This window comes from Orrella dioscoreae (genome assembly GCF_900089455.2).
GTDB lineage: Bacteria > Pseudomonadota > Gammaproteobacteria > Burkholderiales > Burkholderiaceae_B > Orrella > Orrella dioscoreae.
The window spans coordinates 4,713,097-4,733,569 of sequence record NZ_LT907988.1 but is presented as its reverse complement, the minus strand read 5'-3'; the positions used below and the strand labels follow the sequence as shown (position 1 = coordinate 4,733,569).

Genomic DNA, 20,473 nt, shown 5'->3' with positions numbered 1-20,473 from the left:
GCCCGGCCGGCCGTGATCGCTCCCGCAAGTTCTTCCCAAGAGTCCAGCCATGATCGAATTCTCTGAAAAGCGCGTTACCGGTCCGGTGATCCGCCTGCATCCTTCCGACAACGTGGTGGTTGCCCGCGTACCCGTGGGCCTGGGCACCGACGTGCCCAGCGAAGGCTTCACGGCGCGCAGCCAGGTGCCCGCCGGCCACAAGCTGGCCGCCCGCGACCTGAAGGCCGGCGAGCCCATCCTGAAGTACAACGTCTGTATCGGCTTCGCGGCGACCGACATCGCCGCGGGCACCTACCTGCACTCGCACAACACCGATTTCCGCGAGTTCGACCGCGACTACGCGCATGGCCGGGACTACGTGCCCACGGCCCTGTTGCCGGCGGAAAGGCAGGCCACCTTCCAGGGCTATGTGCGCGCCAATGGCGAGGTCGGTACGCGCAACTACATCGGAGTGCTGTCGACGGTGAACTGTTCGGCCACGGTGGCGCATCGCATCGCCGACGCGTTCGACGAGACGCGCCTGGCGGCCTGGCCCAATGTCGACGGGGTGGTCGCGATGACGCATGGCATGGGCTGCGGCATGGAGATGTCGGGCGAGCCCATGGACCTGCTGCGCCGCACCCTGGGCGGCTATGCCAGGCATCCCAACTTCGCGGCGGTGCTGGTGGTGGGGCTGGGCTGTGAACGCAACCAGCTGCACCAGCTGCTGGAAGACCAGGGGCTGTCGGCGGGCGCGCGCCTGCATGCCTTCGTGATGCAGGAGACGGGCGGCACGCGCAAGACCATCGAAGGCGGCATCGCGGCCATCGAGGCCCTGCTGCCCGAGGCGAACGCCGCGCGGCGCAGCAGCGTGCCGGCCAGCCACCTGAAGATCGGCCTGCAGTGCGGCGGCTCGGATGGCTTCTCGTCCATCACCGCCAACCCGGCGCTGGGCGCGGCCATGGACATCCTGGTGCGGCATGGCGGCACGGCGATCCTGTCGGAGACGCCGGAGATCTATGGCGTGGAGCATACGCTGACCTCGCGCGCGCGCAGCCGCGAAGTGGGCGAGAAGCTGGTGCAACGCATCCGCTGGTGGAAGGAGGAGTACTCGCCTGGCCGCGACGTGCAGATCAACGGCAAGGTCAGTCCGGGCAACCAGATGGGCGGGCTGGCCAACATCTTCGAGAAGTCGCTGGGTTCTTCGATGAAAGGCGGCACGACCGGCCTGATGGAGGTCTACCGCTATGCCGAGCCGGTCACGCAGCCGGGGCTGGTCTTCATGGACACGCCGGGCTTCGATCCCGTCTCGGCCACGGGGCAGATCGCGGGCGGCGCGAACATCATCTGCTTCACCACCGGCCGTGGCTCGATGTTCGGCGCCAAGCCCGTGCCGTCCATCAAGCTGGCGACCAACACGCCGATGTACCAGCGCCTGACCGAAGACATGGACCTGAACTGCGGCGAGATCCTGGACGGCACGGCCAGCCTGCAGGAAGTGGGCGAGCGCATCTTCGCGCGGATCCTGAAGGTAGCCTCGGGCGAACACACCAAGAGCGAAGACCTGGGGCTGGGCGACCATGAGTTCGTGCCCTGGAACATCGGCGTGGTGAGCTGAGCCGCCCGGGAGACTGGCGTGGCGCGCTTTCCCGGACGTTCCTGGTGCCGGGAAAGCGTATTTACCAATACAAACATCATCGATAACGATTATTGATTACATTACGGGGAGGTTTGATACAAGCAGTCGTGGAGCGAGGCAATTGAGGACGACGTACTACTATCTGGGGGCCGCTTGGGCCCCTTTCGCTTTTATCTGCGCCGCGCAGGCGCAAGTGTCGGGCACCGACGTCCAGGTCATGGATTCCGTGGTCGTGTCGGCGTCCCGGTCCAACATGGCGGCGGACAAGGCGCCCCAAAGCGTGACCATCATCGAGAAGGAAGAGATCCAGCAACAGCTGGCGATCTCGGGCAACTCCTCGGATGTGCTGGCCAACCTGCTGCCGTCCTACACCCCCAGCCGGGGCAAGATGAACGGCAGCGGTGAAACCCTGCGGGGCCGCACGCCGCTGATCCTCATAGACGGCGTGCCGCAGTCGAACCCCTTGCGCCCAACCGGCCGCGAAGTGCACACCATCGATTTCGGCATGGTCGAGCGCATCGAAGTCGTGCAGGGGGCCAACGCCATCAATGGCCTGGGGGCGACCGGCGGCACCATCAACATCGTCACCCGGCGTCCCGAGAACGGCAGCTTCAACCAGCACATCGACGTGCAGGCCACCGTGCCGACCAGCAAGCTGGACGGCGAGGGCTTCAGCTACAAGACCAGCTATCGCGCAGACGGTCGTTCGGACGACCTGGACTATCTCTTCGCGATCAGCTGGGATGACCAGGGCCTGTACCGTGACGGCAAGGGGCGCCCGATCGGCGCGGATGTCACGCAAGGCGATCTGATGGATTCGCAGGCCTACGATTTCATGGGCAAGCTGGGGTGGTGGCTGACGGACGAGCAGCGCCTGCAGTTCAGCGTGAACCGCTACCGCATCAAGTCCCAAGGCAACTACGTGGGCATTCCCGGCGACCGCCAACAAGGCATTCCGACCACGTCCGAGCGCGGCGACCCGCCCGGTACGCCGGCCTGGAACGACGTATGGACGTCCAGTCTGTCATACGTGCACCACGATCTGGCGGGCATGGAACTGAACGCCATGCTGTTCAACCAGGAGTTCGAGGGCCTGTTCGGCGCGGACAACTCGTCGACGTTCCAGGACCCCCTGATCGCGCCCGTGGGAACGCTGTACGACCAGTCACGCTCCACGGCATCCAAATGGGGGAGCAAGATCAGCCTGAGCAAGGACGGCATGCTGGACGGCCGGTTCAAGCTCACGGCGGGTATCGACACCTTGATCGACAAGGGCAAGCAGGACCTCTACGGTACCGGCCGCACCTACGTGCCGGAATCCGAATACCGCAACCTGTCGCTGTTTGCCCAGGGCGAGTTCCGTCTGCTCGACGATCTGACGCTGCATGCGGGCGTGCGGCACGAACGGGCGGATCTTGAAATCGACAGCTACCAGACGCTGGCCCGCTACAACCGTGTCGACGTGCAGGGCGGAAAGCTGAAGTTCGATGACACGCTGTTCAACGCGGGCCTGGTCTATTCCCCCACCAAGGCCGTCACGCTGTTCGGCAGCTACTCCGAAGGCTTCGGCATGCCGGACGTGGGCCGGGTGCTGCGCGCCATCAACACACCGGGAACGACGATCGACAGCCTGCGCAGCCTGGAACCCATCGTGACGCAGAGCGTCGAGGTCGGCGCCCGCGTGAACCATGGCGACTGGGACGGCGAGCTGAGCGTCTTCCAGTCCGACTCCGACTTCGGCACGCGTATCGTGCCCGTCAACGGCGCCTTCATGATGTCGCGCGAAAAGACGCGCATCCAGGGCATCGAGGCGGCCGTGGGCCATCGCATCAATCAGGCACATCGCGTGAAGCTGTCCTACGCCTATACGCGGGGCCGTTACGACAGCAACGACGACGGCAGGCTGGATGCGCATCTGGATGGCTTGAATGTCGCCCCGAACCGGCTGATCGCGACGTGGTCGGCCGACTGGACCGACAAGCTGGGATCCTTCCTGCAAGTGCAGCATGCATTCGACCGAGGGTTCGACGATCCCGCCAAGCGCTTCGAGGGCTACACGCTGGTGGATGCGGCCATGCAGTACAAGCTGCCGCGCGGCACGATGCGCCTGGCGGTGTCGAACCTGTTCGACAAGCAGTACATCACCTACTACTCGCAGAGCGCATTGGTCGAGCCCGCCCGCTATTTCGCGGGCCGCGGCCGCACGGTGACGCTTGGCTATTCGCTCAGCTTCTAGTGCCGGGCGACGCAGTGACGCGCGGGCCATCGGTCATGGACGGCTTGCCCAGAACTGACCGCCGCCGCCTGCTGCTGGGCGCGGCGGGCCTGTGCCTGGCCGCGCCCTGGCCGGCACGGGCGGTGCAAGCCCGCACGGTCGCTCATGCGCTGGGCGACACCACGCTGACGGGGCAGCCTTCCCGCGTCATCACGCTTTTCCAGGGTGCCACGGACGCGGCGCTGGCGCTGGGCTTGCGGCCGGTGGGTGTGGTGGAGTCATGGACCGAAAAGCCGGTATATCGGTATCTGCGCGAACGCCTGCCCGCGCCTGCGCTGGTTGGCCTGGAAACCCAGCCCAGCCTGGAAGACGTGGTTTACCTGGCGCCCGATCTCATCGTTGCATCGCGGTTTCGCAACGAGCGGATCTACGGCCTGCTGTCGCGGATCGCACCCACCGTCGCGGCCGAAGACGTCTACGACTTTCGTGCCACCACCGCGCTGGTGGGGGCTGCCCTGGGCCGCGAGGCCCAGGCGGATGCCTTGCTGGCGGCCTTCGAGCAGGAGGCCCGCGCGCTGGGCGCCACCCTGGCGGCGCGCCATGGCGCCCAGTGGCCGATGCGCGCCAGCGTGATCGAGTTCCGGGAGGACCATGTTCGTGCTTACCTGCCCGACAGTTTCTCTGGCGGCGTGCTGGGCACGGTGGGTTTCGGACGCACGCGCGTGCAGGCCGGCGAGCGCGGGCCGCTGCGCAAGCTGGGCAGCCACGAGAACATTCCTTTCCTGGACGCCGACGTGATCTTCGTGCTGATGCGCACGCGCACCGATGCCGTCCAGCGCAATCTCGACGCCTGGCAGCGGCATCCCTTGTGGCAGCGGCTGGCCGCTGTGCGGGCCGGACGTGTGTTCCCGGTGGACAACGTGGTCTGGAACCTGTCGGGCGGCATCCTGGCCGCGCAGGGTGTCTGCCGCGACGTGCGCCGACTGTTGGCGAGCGCCGAGTCATCATGACTGCGGCGTCTTCCACCATGCCGGGCTGGCGTGCTGCATCCTGGTCCGGCCCGGCCTGGCTGGCGACGGGACTGATCCTGCTTGCCGCGCTGTGCGTGACAAGCCTGGCCGTCGGGCAGATGGCCATCACGCCGCGCACGGTCCTGGAGGCGTTCCGGGCTTACGACCCAGGCAATACCGAGCACCTCATCGTGACCACTACCCGCTTGTCCCGCACGGTGGTGGCCGCGGTCGTGGGCGCCAGCCTGGCGCTGGCGGGGGCCCTGATGCAGGCGTTGACGCGCAACCCGCTGGCGTCGCCGGGCCTCTTCGGCGTGAACGCCGGCGCCATGTTCTGCGCCGTCGCGCTGACGGCTGCCGGCTGGCTTGGCGGCCTCGCCGAGTTCATCTGGGCGGCCTTCGCGGGCGCGGCGCTGGCGGGGGCATCCATTTATGTGCTGGGCGCGACGGGCCTGGCACGGATGTCTTCCCTGCGCATGGTGCTGGCGGGCGCGGCGGTCTCCGCGCTCTTCGTGGCGCTGACCCAGGCCATGCTGGTCGTCAACCAGGAAGGCCTGGAAAGCGTGCTGTTCTGGCTGGCCGGTTCGGTGGCCGGGCGTGAGCTGGCCATCGTCGGCACCGTGCTGCCCTATCCGGTGGCGGCAGGCCTGCTGGCGATCTTCATGGCGCGACACGTGGATGTCCTGGCGGCAGGCGAAGAGATCGCGGTGGGACTGGGACAGCGCACGGGCTGGATCAAGGCTTTGCTGGCCGCCTGCGTGGTGTTGCTGGCTGGCAGTGCCGTCGCGCTGGCGGGCGCCATCGGTTTCATCGGCCTGTTGGTGCCGCACGCGGCACGCCGCATGGTGGGCGCCGGCCATCGCTGGCTGCTGCCGGCTTGCGCGGTCTATGGCGCCTGCCTGTTGCTGGCCGCCGATATCGCCGCGCGGGTAGCGGCCTCGTCCCAGGAGATCCCGGTGGGGGTGTTGACGGCGCTGCTGGGCACGCCTTGCTTCATCCTGTTGATACGCAGGGGGTGGCGGCATGAGTAGGGGCTGGATCTGGCGCGGCCGCCTGGGCTCACGGCTGGTCCACCCGCGTGCGGTGTGGGTGGGGCTGCTGTTGGCGGTGGCCTGCGTGGGCCTGTTGCTGGTGTCCATGATGCTGGGGAAATACCCTATCGGCGCCGGTGGCGTGCTGGATGCGCTGGCGGGCCGCGGCGACCCGCGCCAGGGCTTCATCATTGAATACCTGCGCCTGCCGCGCGCCCTGCTGGCACTGCTGGCGGGCGCCGCGCTGGGCCTCTCGGGCCTGCTGCTGCAAACCCTGGTGCGCAACCCGCTGGCCTCGCCGGACGTGCTGGGTATGAGCAGTGGCGCCAGCGCCGCCGCCGTATTCTTCCTGAGCTACCTGACACCGTACCTGGGCCAGCACTGGCTGCCCCTTTTCGCCATCGGCGGCGCGGCGGCCGCCACGCTGGCGGTCCAGGTCCTGGCCATCACCCGCCGCGGGCCCGCCGCGGGCGCCTCTCCCACCCGGCTGGTGCTGACGGGCATTGCCGTTTCGGCGCTCATGGGCGCCTGTACGACCGCCATGCTGGCAAGCAGTCCCAGCACATCCACGCTCAGCGCCTATGTGTGGCTGGTGGGAAGCGTGTTCGGCGCGACCTGGCCCGAGGTGGTCTCGATGGTGCTCTGGTTTCTCGTGCTGCTGCCCGGCCTGGCGTGGGTGGGACGCGCCGTTCCCGCTTACCAACTGGACGAACTGGCGGCGCGTGGCGTGGGCGTGGCAACCGGCAGCCTGCGCCTGCAATTGCTTGTGCTCGGTGTGCTGTTTGCCGGCGCGGCCGTGGCGCATGCCGGCGCCGTGGCATTCGTGGGCCTGATCTCGCCGCATGTGGCGCGGCGCTGGGTGGGGCAGGGCTTTGGTGGCGCTTGCGTCGCCACCGCGCTTATCGGCGCCATGCTGGTCGCGCTGGCGGACCTGGTGGGACGCACGCTGTTCCTGCCCAAGGATATTCCCGCCGGCATCTTCGTGGCCGTGCTGGGCGGCGCGTTCTTCATTTACCTGCTGCTTCGGCGGCTACGCTGACACATGGAAAAGCCCGTGGAGACCCTGCCGCTTGCCGTGCGCGACCTGACGCTGTCCTACGGCGCCAACAACGTCGTCCATCACGTGAGCCTGGACATTGCGCGTGGCGGCGTCACCGTGCTGGTGGGGGGCAACGGCTGTGGCAAGAGCACGTTGCTGAAGGCCTGTGCGCGGCTGCTGCGGCCCGTCGAGGGGTCGGTGCTGCTCGATGGACGCGCGATCCAGCGGCTGTCCACCGCGCAGGTGGCCCGCGAATTGGCCATCCTGCCGCAAACGCCGCTGTCCCCGGAGGGCATCACGGTGTTCGAGCTGGTCAGGCTGGGACGGTACCCGCACCAAAGCTGGCGGCAGCAATGGAGCCGCCAGGACCAGGAGACCTTGGCGCGGGTGCTGCACGACACGGGCCTGGAGGCGTGCGCGCACCTGCCGGTCGATGCCCTGTCGGGTGGCCAGCGGCAGCGTGCGTGGATTGCAATGACCCTGGCGCAGGACACCGGCATCCTGCTGCTGGACGAGCCCACCACCTACCTGGACCTGGCCTACCAGATCGAGGTGCTGGACTTGCTGCGCGAACTGAACCAGCGCCATGGCAAGACCATCGTCATGGTCCTGCATGATCTGAACCTTGCCGCGCGCTACGCGCATCACATGATCGCCATGCGGCAGGGGCGGGTGCATGCCCAGGGCCGGCCAGCCGACGTGATGACCGCCACCACGGTCGAGGCCGTCTTCGGCCTGCGCTCGCGCATCATCGAGGACCCCGTGACAGGCACGCCGTTATGCGTGCCGATCGGACGCGTCCCGGCAAGCGGGCTGGGGTGATGCGCGACACCGATCAGCCACGCGAGGCGCTGTCGCCGGCCGACATGCAGGTCCTGGCGCCATTCCCGCTGGCCGCCTGGCCGGCACGCGACCCCGCGGCCAGCCTGGATGGCGAGGACGCCTTGTTGCCGGACCGGTGCCTGGCCCTGCTCGACGGACTGGGGCCACGCCTGTTGTCGGACCGCCGGGCGATCACCGCTTCCCTGCTCGCCAAGCGCTGGGCATTCGTGGCAACCGCCGCGCCTTTGGCGGCGATGAGCGTCCTGGATCGTGGCCTGGATCTTCGATTGGGGAACTGCGTGATCGAGACGACGCACGATGGCGTGTGGCGCTCGCGGCTGGTGCTGCGGCAGCTGGCGGCCAGCCATGCGCCGCGGACGGGGCGCGTGGCCTGGCGCGAAGCGCTGGTGACGGACCTGTTCGCCGGCCACTTGACGAAGCTGTGGCGTGTGTTGGCCCAGGTCTCGGGCATCGCGCCGCGCATCCTGTGGGAGAACACCGCGGTGCGGGTCTATTCCCTGTACGAGAAGCGCCTGCTGCACAGCCATGTCTCGCCGGCCGTGCGCCGCCGCATCGCCGAGGACTTCGCCTATCTCGTCGCCGACGCGTCTCCTGACGTGTTCGGCCTGGACCATAACCCCCTGGCAAGATACTTCCATGCGCCGACACCCGTGCCGGGCGACGCGCCGCAGCGTTTCCGCAAGACCTGCTGCCTGTACTACGCGGCATCGGCGCCGGTGGCGTACTGCGACGGCTGCCCCCTGTTGCGGCCCGGCAGGCGAGGGCGCGGCCCGGGCCCGGCCAGGCCCTAGAATCCTTGTTGTCCAGGCTGGGGCCGCCCCGCCCATCACAACAAGGAAACCAGAGACATGGACACCCGCTATGTGCAGAGCTTCGTCACGGTGGTGGATTGCGGGTCGTTGGCCGAGGCCGCGCGCCGCCTGGACCTGACACCCGCCGCCATCGCGGCGCGCGTGCGTTCGCTGGAGGAAGAACTGGGCGTGGCGCTGGTCAAGCGCGCGGGCCGCAGCGTCAAGCCGACCGAGGCCGGGGTGAAGATCCTGGAACGCGCACGCGTGGTCATGCGCGATGTGCGCGACCTGCGCGCCAGTGCCAGCGCCGACGAGCCGCTGGGCGAGTTCCGGCTGGGTGTCTCCACCTCCGCGCTCACCGGCCTGCTGCCGCCGGTGCTGCGGCGCCATTACCAGCGCTATCCCCGCCTGGCCGTGTATGTCGAACCGGGCACGTCCAGCCATCTCTATCAGCAGGTGACGGAGGGCGAGCTGGACGCGGCCATCATCGTGCAGCCGCAGTTCGCCATTCCCAAGGGCTATGACTGGCATCTGCTGGCAGCAGAGCCGCTGGTGGTGCTGGCGCCGGCCAACCAGGCGGGGCGCGATGCGCATGCGCTGATGGCCAGCGAGTCCTTCATCCGCTATGACCGCGCCACCTGGGGTGGACGGATGGCCGACCGCTATCTGCGGCAGCACGGCATCCGGCCGCAGGAGCGGCTGGAGATCGATGCCTTGCCCTCGATCGCGGCCATGGTGGCCGAGGGCCTGGGCGTGTCGCTCATTCCGGACTGGGCGCCCGTGGGCGTGGCGGGCATGCCGTTGGCGCGCGTGCCGCTGCCTGGCGTGGCGCCGGTGCGCCGCATGGGCTTGCTGTGGGCGGCGCAGGCGCCGCATGCATCCATGGCGCGCGCATTCCTGGAGGCGGCCGCGGCGCGCAGCGATGACGTCTAGGCCTTGCGCGCCTCGTGCCGTTGCCACGCGACATCGGGCACGCCGTGCGCGCGGTTGATGAATCGCGCGAGCACGAACAGCAGGTCCGACAGGCGGTTCAGGTATTGGCGCGGCGCATCGCCTTGCGGCTCCTGTTCATGCAGCGCGACCAGCGTGCGCTCGGCGCGCCGGCACACCGTGCGCGCGACGTGGGCCTGGGCCGCCGCGCGGCAGCCGCCGGGCAGGATGAATTCCTGCAACGGTCCCAGGTCGCTGTTGTAGTGCGCCAGGCGCGCGTCCAGGAAGGCCACCTGGGCGGCCTGCAAGGCGGTGTGCCCTGGAATGCACAGCTCGGCGCCCATGTCGAAGAGGTCGTGCTGGATGGTGTTCAGGTCGTGCGCGACCGCCTCCGGCAAACCTGCTTCCGCGCATAGCAAACCCAGCACGCTGTTGAGCTCGTCGACCTCGCCCAGTGCGACGATGCGCAGGGTGTGCTTGGGCTTGCGGCTGCCGTCGCCCAGGCCGGTGGTGCCGTCATCGCCCGTGCGCGTGCTGATGACCGAAAGGCGGTTGCCCATGGAAAAATTCCGTATCAGGGTTTGCAGGTATCCTTGCCGGAAAGGACACGTGCGCGGCTGGCCTGCTGGGCCTGTGCGCGTGAGGTTCCGGAGGAAGATTTGCAATGGTAAAGCGTAAAACCCTGATCGCCCTGACCAGCTTGAGCCTGGCAGGGGTACTGCTGTCGGGCTTCTGGCCCCAGCGCGTCGAAGCCGCGCCGGCCGCGTCGCAGGAAGGTGTGACCGCATCGGCATCCGGCGAGGTGCGCCGCATCGACGCCGCAGGCGGCAAGATCACCATCAAGCATGGCGAGATCAAGGCGCTGGAGTTGCCTGCCATGACCCTGGTCTATCAAATCGACCCGGCGCTGCTTGCCAAGGTCAAGCCGGGTGATACGGTGAGGTTCACCGCCACGCGCCGCGGTTCGCAGTACGTGGTCACGGCGATCAACTGACGCCGTCCGCCTCCAGGCCCCGCTTGCCGCGGTGCCTGATCCCGGCTGGCGCCCTCGCGGCGCGCCAGCCGTGCCGATCCCGTCAACGCAGGTCCAGCGAGAACTTGCTGTAGCCGGCCCGGCCGAACTGTTCGCCGGTGCCCACCCGGCTCACGTTGGTGATGCCGTAGCCTTGCGCCCTGGCGTCCGTGGCGTTGGCCGAGCTCATGAAGACGACGTCGCCGGCGGGTGACATCGGCGCGAAGGACCAGCTGCGGTCCGCCCCGTATCCCGCCAGGGTCAGGGTGGGCTGCGTCTCGACATACTTGATGAGCGCATCGCGGTTGGTGTCCGGTGCCTCCAGCACCACCTCGGACACGCCCGCCAGGTAAGGCGCGCCAGCGCGGAAGCTGTTGGTGGCCACGATGAAGCGGTCATCGTCCTGGACCGCCACGCCGTCGTATTCCAGGGTGGTGATGCGCCGGCCCGTGGGATTGTCCCGGAAATGATAGGCCGGCACGCTGATGTCGATGGTGTAGCGCAGCTTGCCGTCCCTGGCCTGCATGACGTCGAAGTTGTACGAGGGGAAGCTCTCGTTGATGAGCGTCTGCTCGGCTGTCTCCGACGCATCGATCTGGTTGAACCAGCCCGCCGCGTTCTCCAGCCACAGCCGCAGCGTCTTGCCGTCGATGCGCACGGCGTTCACCGTATTGCTGTAGGTGTAGAGGTCCGCGGCGCTGCGCAGCGACACCTGGCCGGTCTCGACGCCGATGTAGTCGTCCACGCCGTAGAAGCCGTTGCGGAACGGCGCGGCGGCCGACAGCACGGGCAGGTTGCCCCACTCGGGGTTGTTGTCCTGGATGTAGCGCTCGACGTAGTCGATCTGGGCCATGTTCACGATCTGCAGCGACGACACGTCGCCCGCGGCGGCGAAGTCCGAGGAGAGCGGGAAGGCCGTCTCGCCGATGGGCTGCTGCACGTACTGGATGGTTTCCTCGTGCACGCCCTGGGCCAGCGCGGCGATCTCGCTGTCCGAGGCGACGTACTCGGCTGGTGCGCCATTCGCCGCGGCCTTGGTCAGCGTCGGACGCAGGCTGCTGCGGGTGTCTTCCTTGCGCACCGACCAGCGGGTGCCGTCGTGTGCCAGCGTCAGCTCGATCACGCCCAGATAGCTGCCGAAGAAACCGGGCATGGCGGCAGGCACGCCATTGAGCGTGCCGGCGTCGGGATCCACGCCCGGCAGGCCGGCGAACGGCGAGCGGCTGTTGCCGGGATCGGGGAATTTCTGGTGCTGATGGCCGAAAAGCATGGCATCGAAGCCCGCCGCCGAGCTCAGCGCGAGGCCCGCGTTGTCGCCGGTCTGCGCGGTGGTGATGCCGCTGTGCGCCAGCGCCACGATCACGTCCGCGCCCTGGGCCAGCATCTGCGGCACGTACTTCCGGGCGGCGGCCACGTACTCCGTCGTGGTGACGTGGCCATCCAGGAAGCGCTTGTCGGCCGTCATGATGGAGGGGGCGTGAAGGCGATGACCCCCACGTTCACGTTGACCGAGATACTGCTGCCATCTGCTGCGGTAGCGGTGAAGGTGCGCGGCAGGATCGTCCACGGCTGGAAGATCGGCTCCTGCGTCTTGGCATTCAGCACGTTCGACGACAGGAAGGGGAAGCTGGGCGCCGCGCAGTCGGCCTGCGCCTGCGGGTTGGTGCCGGGCGTGCCCTTGGCGATGCCGTCGATCCTGAAGTCGACGTTGGTGACCTGCGAGAGATAGGGCAGGCCGTAGTTGAATTCATGGTTGCCGATGGCTGCGGCATCCACCTTCAGCGCCTCGAGCTGCTGGTAGATCACCGGCAGCGTGCCGCACTGCACCGGCTTGACCAGCGCCTGGTAGTCCGAGAGCACGGTGCCCTGGATGGTGTCGCCGTTGTCGAACAGCAGCGTATTGGGGAATTCGCCGCGCGCCTGCTTGATGAGGGTGGCCGCGCGGTCGGTGCCGATGCTCGGGTCTTCCGCCAGGCGGTAATAGTCGTAGCCCAGCACGTTGGCGTGCAGGTCGGAGGTTTCCAGCAACGCCAGCTTCAGCGTCGTGCCCGAGGGCACGCCCGCTTCGGGCGGCGGCGCGGGCGCGTCGTCGTCATCCTGGTTGGTGCCGCAGGCGCTCAGCGCGAGCAGCAGCGTGGAAATGATGAGCGTGGGCGCGAACACCCGTCCAGCAACTTTCACAGCCGTCTCCTCCTTGGTTGGTGGCGGCGTGAAGTCTGTTTGGGCGGGATGACTTCGGCATGACAAGCGGGTGCGGGGACGCACCTGCTGACGCTTTGTAGCAGATCGAAAACCAGGGTACGCCCTGCGTCCGGCAAGGCGCGCCCTGGCGTGGCGGCTTACAGCACGTAGCGGGCCAGGTCCTGGCTGCCTGCGACCTCGGCCAGTTGCGCGTTGACGAACGCGGCGTCGACCACGACGCGATTGCCGCTGCGGGTGGAGGCATCGAAAGACAGCTCCTCCAGCAGCTTCTCCATGACCGTGTACAGGCGGCGCGCGCCGATGTTCTCGGTGCGCTCGTTCACGTCGAAGGCCAGTTCGGCCAGGCGCTGCACGCCTTCGTCGGTGAACGTCAGTTCTACACCTTCCGTGGCCAGCAGCGCAGTGTATTGCTTGGTGAGCGAGGCGTCGGTGTCGGACAGGATGCGCACGAAATCGGCGGCCGTCAGCGATTCCAGTTCTACGCGGATCGGGAAGCGGCCCTGCAGCTCGGGGATCAGGTCGGAGGGGCGAGACAGGTGGAACGCGCCCGACGCGATGAAGAGGATGTGGTCGGTGCGGACCATGCCGTAGCGCGTGTTGACCGTGGTGCCTTCCACCAGCGGCAGCAGGTCGCGCTGTACGCCCTGGCGCGACACGTCGGCGCCACCCGATTCCTGGCGCGCGGCGATCTTGTCGATCTCGTCCAGGAACACGATGCCGTTCTGCTCGACATTGCGCAGCGCCTCGGCGCGCAGTTCGTCTTCATTGACGCGCTTGGCGGCTTCCTCGTCGACCAGCTGCTTGAAGGCTTCCTTGATGGTGATCTTGCGCGGCTTGGTTTTCTCTTTCGCCAGGCCGGCGAACATGCCACGCAACTGCTCGGTCATTTCCTCCATGCCGGGCGGGCCCATGAGGTCGAGCTGTTGCGGGGCCTGGGCCAGTTCGATCTCGATCTCGCGGTCGTCGAGCTGGCCTTCGCGCAGGCGCTTGCGGAAGGTCTGGCGTGCGGCGTTGTCCTCGCGTTGCAGCGAGCCGTCGGCGCCGCGCGGCGGCGGCACCAGCACGTCGAGGATGCGGTCTTCGGCGGCGTCTTCGGCCTGGCTGCGCACGCGGCGCATTTCCAGCTCGCGCGTCTGCTTGATGGAGAACTCGGCCAGGTCGCGGATGATGGTGTCGACGTCGCGGCCGACGTAGCCCACTTCGGTGAACTTGGTGGCTTCGATCTTGATGAACGGGGCGTCGGCCAGCTTGGCCAGGCGGCGCGCGATCTCGGTCTTGCCCACGCCGGTGGGGCCGATCATGAGGATGTTCTTGGGATGGATCTCGTGGCGCAGCGGCTCGGCGACCTGCTGGCGGCGCCAGCGGTTGCGCAGCGCGACGGCGACCGCGCGCTTGGCGCGCTGCTGGCCGACGATGAACTTGTCGAGTTCCGAGACGATTTCCCGGGGCGTCATGGTGGTGGCGGACATGGCGGCTCTGCTTGGCTGTGTCGAGGTCGGTGTCGGCGCGAGGGTCACTCGCCCAGCACTTCCACGACGTGATTCTGGTTGGTGTAGATGCAGAGATCGCCCGCGATCTCCAGCGATTTCTTCACGACGTCTTCCGGCGCCATGTCGGTGTTCTGCAGCAAGGCCAGCGCGGCCGACTGGGCGTAGGCGCCGCCAGAGCCGATGGCGGCGATGCCGTGTTCGGGTTCCAGCACGTCGCCATTGCCCGTGAGCACCAGCGTGTGCTCACGGTCGGCCACGATCAGCATGGCCTCCAGGCGGCGCAGCACGCGGTCGGTGCGCCAGTCGCGGGTCAGTTCGACGGCCGCGCGCAGCAGGTTGCCCTGGTGCTTCTCCAGCTTGGCCTCGAAGCGCTCCTGCAGGGTGAAGGCGTCGGCCGTCGCGCCCGCGAAGCCGGCCAGGATCTTGTCCTGGTACAGGCGGCGGATCTTGCGGGCGGTGCCCTTGATGACGATATTGCCCAGCGTGACCTGACCGTCGCCGCCCAGGGCGACCCGGTTGCCGCGGCGCACGCAGAGGATGGTGGTGGCGTGAAATTGTTCCATGTGTCTCGTCTCGTCGTACTGGGAAAGTAGATGGGGATGGGCGGGCAAAGTTCAAGCGTGCCGTCCCGGCGTGACGAGACGCGCTTGACGCAAAGTAAAACGGACCTGGCCGCGCAAGGCGCGGGCAGGTCCGTTCAAGTGCCGGGGCGCGCCCGTGGGCGCGCGCCTGGCGCGGCGTCAGTCGCCGAACATCTTCTGGCGCATCTCACGGCGTTCCTGCGCTTCCAGCGACAGGGTGGCCGTGGGACGTGCGAGCAGGCGGGGCACGCCGATGGGCTCGCCCGTTTCCTCGCACCAGCCGTACTCGCCGCTGTCGATGCGGGCGATGGACTGCTGCACTTTCTTCAGCAGCTTGCGTTCGCGGTCGCGCGTGCGCAGTTCCAGCGCATGTTCTTCCTCGATCGTGGCGCGGTCGGCCGGATCGGGGACGAATTGCGTTTCGCGCAGGTGCTCGGTGGTGGCGCCTGCGTTGTTGAGGATTTCCTGCTCCAGCTGGCGCAGACGCTCGCGGAAGAAATTGAGCTGACGCTCGTTCATGTAGTCCGCGTCGGACATGGCCAGGAGTTCTTGCTCTGTGGGCAGGTCGATGACCGCCGCGTCGGCGTTCGCCTGCTTGCCCGTTTTCTTGCTTGCTGCCTTGGTAGCCATGAAAGCACTCCGTCTAGATTATGTTCCGGCCTGACAAGGAGGCGCGTCAGCGTGACGCACCGTCCCTCAACTGGCCAGGCACTGCTCCAATCCCCGGGTAAAAATCTCCTGGGGCAGCTTGCGGCCGATGAATACCATCTTGGTGGCCTTCTTTTCCTGCGAGGTCCAGGGCTTGCCGGGCTCGGCGCCCATCATCATGTGCACACCCTGGAAAAGCATACGGCGATTCACGCCCTTGATGTAAAGAATGCCCTTGTAGCGCAACAGATCGGGACCATAGACCTGCACCAGGCCGCCCAGGAACTCTTCCAGGCGCTCCGGGTTGAACGGCTTGTTCGAGCGGAACACGAACGCGCCGATGTCGTCGTTGTGCGCCGGGTGATGGTGATGGCCGTGGTTGCAGCCCGGGCTGCAGTCGTGGCCTTCGTGGTCGTGATCATGGCCATGATGGCCGTGGTCATGGTGGTCGTGGCCATGCGCGTGGTCGTGCGCGGCGTCAGGGTGCTCATCGGCCAGGAACTGCGGGTCGATGTCGAGGATGGTATTGAGGTTGAAGCCGCTGATGTCGATGATCTTGCCCAGTTCGGTTTCGCCGAAATGGACGGATTCGATCGAGGCGCGCGGGTTGATGCGCACCAGGCGATGGCGCAGGGCCTGGTAGTCGGCCTCGTTGACCAGGTCTTTCTTGGAGACCAGGATGCGGTCGGCGAAGCCCACCTGCTTCTGCGCTTCTTCCTGCGCATCCAGCGTGGCCATGCCGTGCTTGGCGTCGACCACCGTCACCACCGCATCCAGGCGGTAGTACTCGGCGATGTCGTCGTCCATGAAGAAGGTCTGGCACACCGGGCCGGGGTTGGCCATGCCGGTGGTTTCGATGATGATGCGCTCGAACGTGACCTCGCCGGCCTCGCGCTTCTTGCGCAGGTCGTTCAGCGTGTTCATCAGGTCGCCGCGCACGGTGCAGCAGACGCAGCCGTTGCTGAGCTCGATGATCTGCTCTTCGCTGTCCTGCACCAGCAGATCGTTGTCGATGCTTTCCGGCCCGAATTCGTTTTCGATGACCGCGATGCGGCGACCGTGGTATTCGGTGAGGATGCGTTTGAGGAGCGTCGTCTTGCCCGCGCCGAGGAAGCCGGTCAGGATCGTGACGGGGACCATCTGGTCGAGACTGCGGGGGGTGTTCATGCCTGGTACTCGTGCTGGATTCGGGGGCTTGCCGGGCTTGTCTTCGGCTTGTCCGGGGACGGGCGCGAAGTGCGCCGCCGGCATGGCGCCAAGCAAGCCCTAAGGCCTTGTCTGAAAAGGCGAACGCCGGATTACATCACAGGCAGTCGCTGTGGGCAAACCTTGATTTGTGCACTGCGGGAAACCCCTTGATGCGCCTGGGCGACAGGCTGGCGTCCGTCGCGGACGCTTATATATAGGGGCGATCCGGCACATTGCAAGTGCGGGGGAAGGGGAAACGCCTGCGCGCCGGACAGCGTATCCGGGGTTTTGCTTACAAATTCCCCAACGGTGTACGCCGGGTGGCGAGCGGTCAGTGCGCGTGCGTATGGAAATGGTGCTCGTGGGGTTCCTGCTGGCACTGGGGGCAGAGGGCGCGCAATTCCGTTTCGTGCGTGGCCAGCACGTAGCCGGTCTTCTTCACCCTTTCGGCCAGCTGGCGGCTGAGCGCGGGGTCGCTGATTTCCGCGACCTTGCCGCAACAGGTGCAGACCACCAGCAGGTCGTGCGGCGCGCCTTCGGCGTCATGGCAGGCGCTCCAGGCGTTGACGGCATCCAGCCGGTGGATGAGGCCTTCCTCGACCAGAAAATCCAGCGCGCGGTAGACCGTGGGGGGCGCCGCGCCGGGATGCACGCCGCGCATTTCCTCCAGCAGTTCATAGGCCTTCAGGCTGCGGCCATGGCGCAGCAGCAGTTCCAGCACCTTGCGGCGGATGGGGGTCAACCGGCGTCCGCGTTCGGCGCAGAGCGTCTCCGCCACGTCGAGGCGGGCAGAGACGGAACGGGAGCCGGAGGTCGCGGAGGGAGGCATGGCGTGCTCTGAATGAAGGCCGGGCGCGGCGTGGGCCCGCGCGTGGCGTTGGAGCGATTCTAATGGAAGGGCGCGTGGGGCGCGCCGATGAGCGTCTATTGGTTATGTTATAACGTTTCTAAAACCCCATTGCCATCCACCATGTTCCCCCGTCTTTTCCAGGGCACGCCCGCCGCGCCGCGTCCGCCTTTGCGCTCCCGCCTTGCCGATTCCGCCTGGTCCCGCCTGTTGGCCGCCGTTAGCGTGTCCGCGGTGCTGTGGGGCCTGATCGCCTGGGCGATGGGCGGGGCAGGCCTGTGAGCGTGCCCGCCATTTCGCTGCTGGACGTGAGCCTGGGATGGCGCACGCGGACCGTGCTGCGCGAGGTCTCCGGCGTATTCCCGCCCGGCTCCATGACGGCCGTCGTGGGCGCCAACGGGGCAGGCAAGTCGACATTGCTGAAGGCCATGGCAGGGCTCATCGCGCCGCTGTCGGGCGTGCTGCATGTGGAAGGCGACGCGCGCGATATCGCCTGGCTGCCCCAGGCCGCCAGCCTGGACCGCAGCTTTCCCTTGCGGGTCATCGATCTCGTCGCCATGGGCGCGTGGCGGCGCGTGGGCGCCTGGGGCCGCCTGCCCGGATCGGAGTGGGCGCGTGCACAGGCGGCGCTGGAGCAGGTCGGCCTGGCGGATTGCGCGGCGCGCAGCCTGTTTGCGTTGTCCGGCGGGCAGATGCAGCGCGTGCTGTTCGCGCGCCTGCTGATGCAGGACGCGAGCGTGATGCTGCTGGACGAACCTTTCGCCGCGATGGATGGCGAGACCACCGGCGTGCTGCTGCGCCTGATGCAGGACTGGCATGCCCAGGGACGCACGGTCGTGGCGGTGTCGCATGATCTTTCCCTTGTGCGGCGCGGATTCCCGCAGGCCCTGCTGCTGGCGGGGCGCGTCGTGGCCTGGGGCAAGACGGCCGAAGTGCTGTCGCCGGACAACCTGGCGGCTGCGCGCGGTGGCGCGGCCCAGGAATGGTTGTGAGGACGCCGTCATGAGCCTGCACGACCTGATCCTGGCGCCGTTCCTGGACTTCGGCTTCATGCGCCGCGCGCTGGCCGGCACCTGGACGCTGTCGGTGGCTTGCGCGCCGCTCGGCGTCTTCCTGGTGCTGCGGCGCATGAGCCTGATGGGCGACGCCATGTCGCACGCCATCCTGCCGGGCGTGGCGGCGGGTTTCCTGCTGTCGGGCCTGTCGCTGGGGGCGATGCTGGCCGGTGGCCTGCTGTCCGGCCTGCTGGTGGCCTTGCTGGCGGGCGTCGTCGCACGCTGGACGCCCCTGCGCGAGGACGCGAGCCTGGCGGCCTTCTACCTGATCTCGCTGGGGCTGGGCGTGCTGCTGGTGTCGCTGCGCGGCTCCAGCATGGACCTCCTGCACGTGCTGTTCGGCACGGTGCTGGGCCTGGACGACGATGCGCTGCTGCTGGTGGGTGTCAGCACGACGCTGACCTTGTGCGTGCTGGCCGTGGGCTACCGCCTGCTGGTGGCCGAATGCCTGGATCCCGGTTTCGTGCAGGCCCTGCGCGCGCGGGGAGGCATCGCGCATTTGGTCTTCCTGGCGCTGGTGGTGCTGAACCTTGTCGCGGGTTTCCAGGTGCTGGGAACCCTGATGGCGGTGGGGCAGATGATGCTGCCCGCGGCGTCCGCCCGCTTCTGGTCCACCACCGTCGACGGCCAGATCCTGCTGGCCACGGCCATCGGCGTGGCCGGTGGCACGGTGGGCCTGCTGCTGTCCTATCACCTGAACGTGCCGGCGTCGCCGGCCATCATCCTGTCCTCCGGCGCGGCCTATGTCGTGTCGGTTCTCTGCGGTCCTTGCGGCGGCTTGCTGTCGCGGGAGCGCCTGGCCGAAAAAGGAGTCTAGCCATGAGCCTGTCCGAGCAATCGAATTCGTCTTCCCGCGCGCGCGGCGGCCTGCGCCGCTATGCGCTGGCGCTCGCGCTTTGCCTGGCGGGCACCGCCGCCGCGGCCGCGCCGCTGAAGGTGGTGACGAGTTTCTCGCTGCTGGAGGACATCACGCGCCAGGTGGGCGGTGAGCAGGTGGAGGTGGCGACGCTGGTGGGCCGCAATGCCGACGCGCACGCCTATGAACCCACGCCGGGCGATGCCCGCAAGCTGGCCGGCGCGCAACTGCTGGTGGTGAACGGCCTGCAGTTCGAGACCTGGCTGGACCGGCTGCAGCGTGCCTCGGGTTTCAAGGGCAAGACCGTGGTGGCAAGCGACGGGATCACGCCGCTGCGCTTCTCGCATGGCGAGGAAGCGCATGGCCACGACCACGAGAAGCACGACCACGGCCACGACCACAAGCACGACCACGACCACGACCACGATCATGACCATGACCATGACCATGACCATGACCATGACCATGACCACGGGCATGATCATGGCAAGGCGAAGGCCAAGCCCGCCGCCGATGCCCACGCGCATCACGATCATGGCGAGTGGGACCCCCATGCCTGGCAGAGCCTGGCCAACGGCGCGCGCTATGCCCGCAACATCGCCGAGGCCCTGGCCAGCATGGACCCGGCGAATGCGCAGGCCTATCGCCAGCGGGCGCAAGCCTATGCGCAGAAGCTCGAGGCCGTGGACGCCCGCCTCAAGCGCGACTTCGCGGCCTTGCCCGCCGAGCGCCGCAAGGCCGTGATTTCGCACGAGGCTTTCGGCTACTTCGGCCAGGCCTATGGCTTGACCTTCGTGCCGGTGGCCGGGCTGTCCACCGCCGCCGAGCCCTCGGCCGCCGACGTGGCGCGCATCATCGCCCAGGTCCGCAAGGAAAAGGTGCCGGCGCTCTTTGTCGAGAACGTTTCCAGCCCCAGGCTGGTCGAACAGATCGCGCGTGAAACCGGCGCGAAAGTGGGTGGTACGCTTTATTCGGACGCCTTGTCCGAGCCGGGGCAACCCGCCGCCACGTATCTGGATCTGTTCGAATGGAACGCCAAGCAATTCCTGGACGCCTTGCGTCCCTGATCGTCTTTCTCGCCTTGTTCTGGATGGCCAGCGTGGCGCACGCCCACCCG

At 67.6% G+C, this 20,473-nt stretch carries 21 protein-coding genes; 13 read left to right on the top strand and 8 right to left on the bottom strand.

Annotated elements, in window-relative coordinates:
• The first annotated feature begins 49 nt into the window (after positions 1-49).
• The 8 genes from ODI_RS21665 to ODI_RS21630 all read left to right on the top strand — a co-directional run bounded on the left by ODI_RS21665 (position 50) and on the right by ODI_RS21630 (position 9,480).
• Positions 50-1,597, top strand: a complete 1,548-nt coding sequence (locus ODI_RS21665) for a UxaA family hydrolase (RefSeq protein WP_067757643.1) — start codon at positions 50-52, stop codon at positions 1,595-1,597.
• 214 nt (positions 1,598-1,811) lie between these two features.
• On the top strand, positions 1,812-3,854 hold the full coding sequence (locus tag ODI_RS21660; protein ID WP_231968161.1) for a TonB-dependent receptor: 2,043 nt from the start codon (positions 1,812-1,814) through the stop codon (positions 3,852-3,854).
• Between the two features lie 44 nt (positions 3,855-3,898).
• Positions 3,899-4,843: an ABC transporter substrate-binding protein gene (locus ODI_RS21655; protein ID WP_197707124.1), complete on the top strand. Its 945-nt coding sequence runs from the start codon at positions 3,899-3,901 to the stop codon at positions 4,841-4,843.
• Positions 4,840-5,874: a FecCD family ABC transporter permease gene (locus ODI_RS21650; protein WP_197707123.1), complete on the top strand. Its 1,035-nt coding sequence runs from the start codon at positions 4,840-4,842 to the stop codon at positions 5,872-5,874. Before ODI_RS21655 ends, ODI_RS21650 begins: the two co-directional genes overlap by 4 nt.
• The gene (locus ODI_RS21645) at positions 5,867-6,913 is read left to right on the top strand and encodes a FecCD family ABC transporter permease (RefSeq protein WP_067757639.1); all 1,047 of its coding nucleotides are present in this window, start codon (positions 5,867-5,869) and stop codon (positions 6,911-6,913) included. The genes ODI_RS21650 and ODI_RS21645 overlap by 8 nt, the downstream gene beginning before the upstream one ends.
• Positions 6,914-6,916: 3 nt before the next feature.
• A complete protein-coding gene (locus ODI_RS21640; RefSeq protein ID WP_067757636.1) occupies positions 6,917-7,735 on the top strand; it encodes an ABC transporter ATP-binding protein in 819 nt (272 codons plus the stop codon).
• Positions 7,693-8,547 (top strand): IucA/IucC family C-terminal-domain containing protein, encoded by an 855-nt coding sequence (locus ODI_RS21635; RefSeq protein ID WP_098021049.1) that lies wholly within the window; start codon positions 7,693-7,695, stop codon positions 8,545-8,547. The genes ODI_RS21640 and ODI_RS21635 overlap by 43 nt, the downstream gene beginning before the upstream one ends.
• A 57-nt stretch (positions 8,548-8,604) precedes the next feature.
• The gene (locus ODI_RS21630) at positions 8,605-9,480 is read left to right on the top strand and encodes a LysR family transcriptional regulator (RefSeq protein ID WP_067757633.1); all 876 of its coding nucleotides are present in this window, start codon (positions 8,605-8,607) and stop codon (positions 9,478-9,480) included.
• Here ODI_RS21630 and ODI_RS21625 read toward each other — a convergent pair.
• Entirely contained in the window at positions 9,477-10,037 is a 561-nt protein-coding gene (locus ODI_RS21625) for a cob(I)yrinic acid a,c-diamide adenosyltransferase (RefSeq protein WP_067757627.1), read from the bottom strand. The two genes, ODI_RS21630 and ODI_RS21625, sit on opposite strands and share 4 nt — an antisense overlap.
• A gap of 104 nt (positions 10,038-10,141) precedes the next feature.
• Between ODI_RS21625 and ODI_RS21620 the strand changes: the two genes are divergently transcribed.
• Positions 10,142-10,471 (top strand): copper-binding protein, encoded by a 330-nt coding sequence (locus ODI_RS21620; protein WP_082985446.1) that lies wholly within the window; start codon positions 10,142-10,144, stop codon positions 10,469-10,471.
• An 82-nt stretch (positions 10,472-10,553) separates the two neighbouring features.
• On the opposite strand, the gene ODI_RS21615 is transcribed toward ODI_RS21620, so the two are convergent.
• From ODI_RS21615 to ODI_RS21585, 7 genes are all read right to left on the bottom strand, one after another.
• Positions 10,554-11,954: a 5'-nucleotidase C-terminal domain-containing protein gene (locus ODI_RS21615; RefSeq protein WP_082985445.1), complete on the bottom strand. Its 1,401-nt coding sequence runs from the start codon at positions 11,952-11,954 to the stop codon at positions 10,554-10,556.
• The gene (locus ODI_RS21610; RefSeq protein WP_157929803.1) at positions 11,951-12,670 is read right to left on the bottom strand and encodes a hypothetical protein; all 720 of its coding nucleotides are present in this window, start codon (positions 12,668-12,670) and stop codon (positions 11,951-11,953) included. The genes ODI_RS21615 and ODI_RS21610 overlap by 4 nt, the downstream gene beginning before the upstream one ends.
• 158 nt (positions 12,671-12,828) lie before the next feature.
• Positions 12,829-14,160, bottom strand: a complete 1,332-nt coding sequence (gene hslU / locus ODI_RS21605) for an ATP-dependent protease ATPase subunit HslU (protein ID WP_067757625.1) — start codon at positions 14,158-14,160, stop codon at positions 12,829-12,831.
• A gap of 44 nt (positions 14,161-14,204) precedes the next feature.
• On the bottom strand, positions 14,205-14,744 hold the full coding sequence (gene hslV, locus ODI_RS21600) for an ATP-dependent protease subunit HslV (RefSeq protein ID WP_067757622.1): 540 nt from the start codon (positions 14,742-14,744) through the stop codon (positions 14,205-14,207).
• Between the two features lie 177 nt (positions 14,745-14,921).
• Entirely contained in the window at positions 14,922-15,299 is a 378-nt protein-coding gene (gene dksA, locus ODI_RS21595) for an RNA polymerase-binding protein DksA (RefSeq protein WP_231968286.1), read from the bottom strand.
• 159 nt (positions 15,300-15,458) lie between these two features.
• The gene (locus tag ODI_RS21590; protein WP_067757616.1) at positions 15,459-16,577 is read right to left on the bottom strand and encodes a CobW family GTP-binding protein; all 1,119 of its coding nucleotides are present in this window, start codon (positions 16,575-16,577) and stop codon (positions 15,459-15,461) included.
• Positions 16,578-16,929: 352 nt separating this feature from the next.
• Positions 16,930-17,427 carry a Fur family transcriptional regulator gene (locus ODI_RS21585; RefSeq protein ID WP_067757613.1) on the bottom strand — a complete coding sequence of 166 codons (498 nt, stop codon included), beginning with the start codon at positions 17,425-17,427 and terminating at the stop codon, positions 16,930-16,932.
• A gap of 141 nt (positions 17,428-17,568) precedes the next feature.
• On the opposite strand from ODI_RS21585, the gene ODI_RS22435 reads away from it, so the two are divergent.
• Genes ODI_RS22435 through ODI_RS21570 form a run of 4 tightly spaced genes read left to right on the top strand, consistent with a single transcriptional unit; the run spans position 17,569 to position 20,423 of the window.
• Positions 17,569-17,727, top strand: coding sequence for a hypothetical protein (locus ODI_RS22435; protein WP_173719705.1), 159 nt, complete (start codon positions 17,569-17,571; stop codon positions 17,725-17,727).
• A complete protein-coding gene (locus ODI_RS21580; protein WP_067757612.1) occupies positions 17,724-18,437 on the top strand; it encodes a metal ABC transporter ATP-binding protein in 714 nt (237 codons plus the stop codon). Before ODI_RS22435 ends, ODI_RS21580 begins: the two co-directional genes overlap by 4 nt.
• 10 nt (positions 18,438-18,447) lie before the next feature.
• The gene (locus ODI_RS21575; protein ID WP_067757610.1) at positions 18,448-19,317 is read left to right on the top strand and encodes a metal ABC transporter permease; all 870 of its coding nucleotides are present in this window, start codon (positions 18,448-18,450) and stop codon (positions 19,315-19,317) included.
• A gap of 2 nt (positions 19,318-19,319) precedes the next feature.
• Positions 19,320-20,423: a metal ABC transporter substrate-binding protein gene (locus tag ODI_RS21570; RefSeq protein ID WP_067757607.1), complete on the top strand. Its 1,104-nt coding sequence runs from the start codon at positions 19,320-19,322 to the stop codon at positions 20,421-20,423.
• Positions 20,424-20,473: the final 50 nt, after the last annotated feature.

Excerpts from the sequence above, each read along its gene's own strand:
- ODI_RS21590 (WP_067757616.1), bottom strand. The coding sequence starts at position 16,577 with ATGAACACCCCCCGCAGTCTCGACCAGATGGTCCCCGTCACGATCCTG.
- dksA (WP_231968286.1), bottom strand. The coding sequence starts at position 15,299 with ATGTCCGACGCGGACTACATGAACGAGCGTCAGCTCAATTTCTTCCGC.
- ODI_RS21615 (WP_082985445.1), bottom strand. The coding sequence starts at position 11,954 with ATGACGGCCGACAAGCGCTTCCTGGATGGCCACGTCACCACGACGGAG.
- ODI_RS22435 (WP_173719705.1), top strand. The coding sequence starts at position 17,569 with ATGTTCCCCCGTCTTTTCCAGGGCACGCCCGCCGCGCCGCGTCCGCCT.
- ODI_RS21630 (WP_067757633.1), top strand. The coding sequence starts at position 8,605 with ATGGACACCCGCTATGTGCAGAGCTTCGTCACGGTGGTGGATTGCGGG.
- ODI_RS21635 (WP_098021049.1), top strand. The coding sequence starts at position 7,693 with ATGCGTGCCGATCGGACGCGTCCCGGCAAGCGGGCTGGGGTGATGCGC.
- ODI_RS21650 (WP_197707123.1), top strand. The coding sequence starts at position 4,840 with ATGACTGCGGCGTCTTCCACCATGCCGGGCTGGCGTGCTGCATCCTGG.
- ODI_RS21625 (WP_067757627.1), bottom strand. The coding sequence starts at position 10,037 with ATGGGCAACCGCCTTTCGGTCATCAGCACGCGCACGGGCGATGACGGC.
- ODI_RS21575 (WP_067757610.1), top strand. The coding sequence starts at position 18,448 with ATGAGCCTGCACGACCTGATCCTGGCGCCGTTCCTGGACTTCGGCTTC.
- ODI_RS21640 (WP_067757636.1), top strand. The coding sequence starts at position 6,917 with ATGGAAAAGCCCGTGGAGACCCTGCCGCTTGCCGTGCGCGACCTGACG.
- ODI_RS21570 (WP_067757607.1), top strand. The coding sequence starts at position 19,320 with ATGAGCCTGTCCGAGCAATCGAATTCGTCTTCCCGCGCGCGCGGCGGC.
- ODI_RS21585 (WP_067757613.1), bottom strand. The coding sequence starts at position 17,427 with ATGCCTCCCTCCGCGACCTCCGGCTCCCGTTCCGTCTCTGCCCGCCTC.
- hslV (WP_067757622.1), bottom strand. The coding sequence starts at position 14,744 with ATGGAACAATTTCACGCCACCACCATCCTCTGCGTGCGCCGCGGCAAC.
- ODI_RS21645 (WP_067757639.1), top strand. The coding sequence starts at position 5,867 with ATGAGTAGGGGCTGGATCTGGCGCGGCCGCCTGGGCTCACGGCTGGTC.
- hslU (WP_067757625.1), bottom strand. The coding sequence starts at position 14,160 with ATGTCCGCCACCACCATGACGCCCCGGGAAATCGTCTCGGAACTCGAC.
- ODI_RS21620 (WP_082985446.1), top strand. The coding sequence starts at position 10,142 with ATGGTAAAGCGTAAAACCCTGATCGCCCTGACCAGCTTGAGCCTGGCA.
- ODI_RS21665 (WP_067757643.1), top strand. The coding sequence starts at position 50 with ATGATCGAATTCTCTGAAAAGCGCGTTACCGGTCCGGTGATCCGCCTG.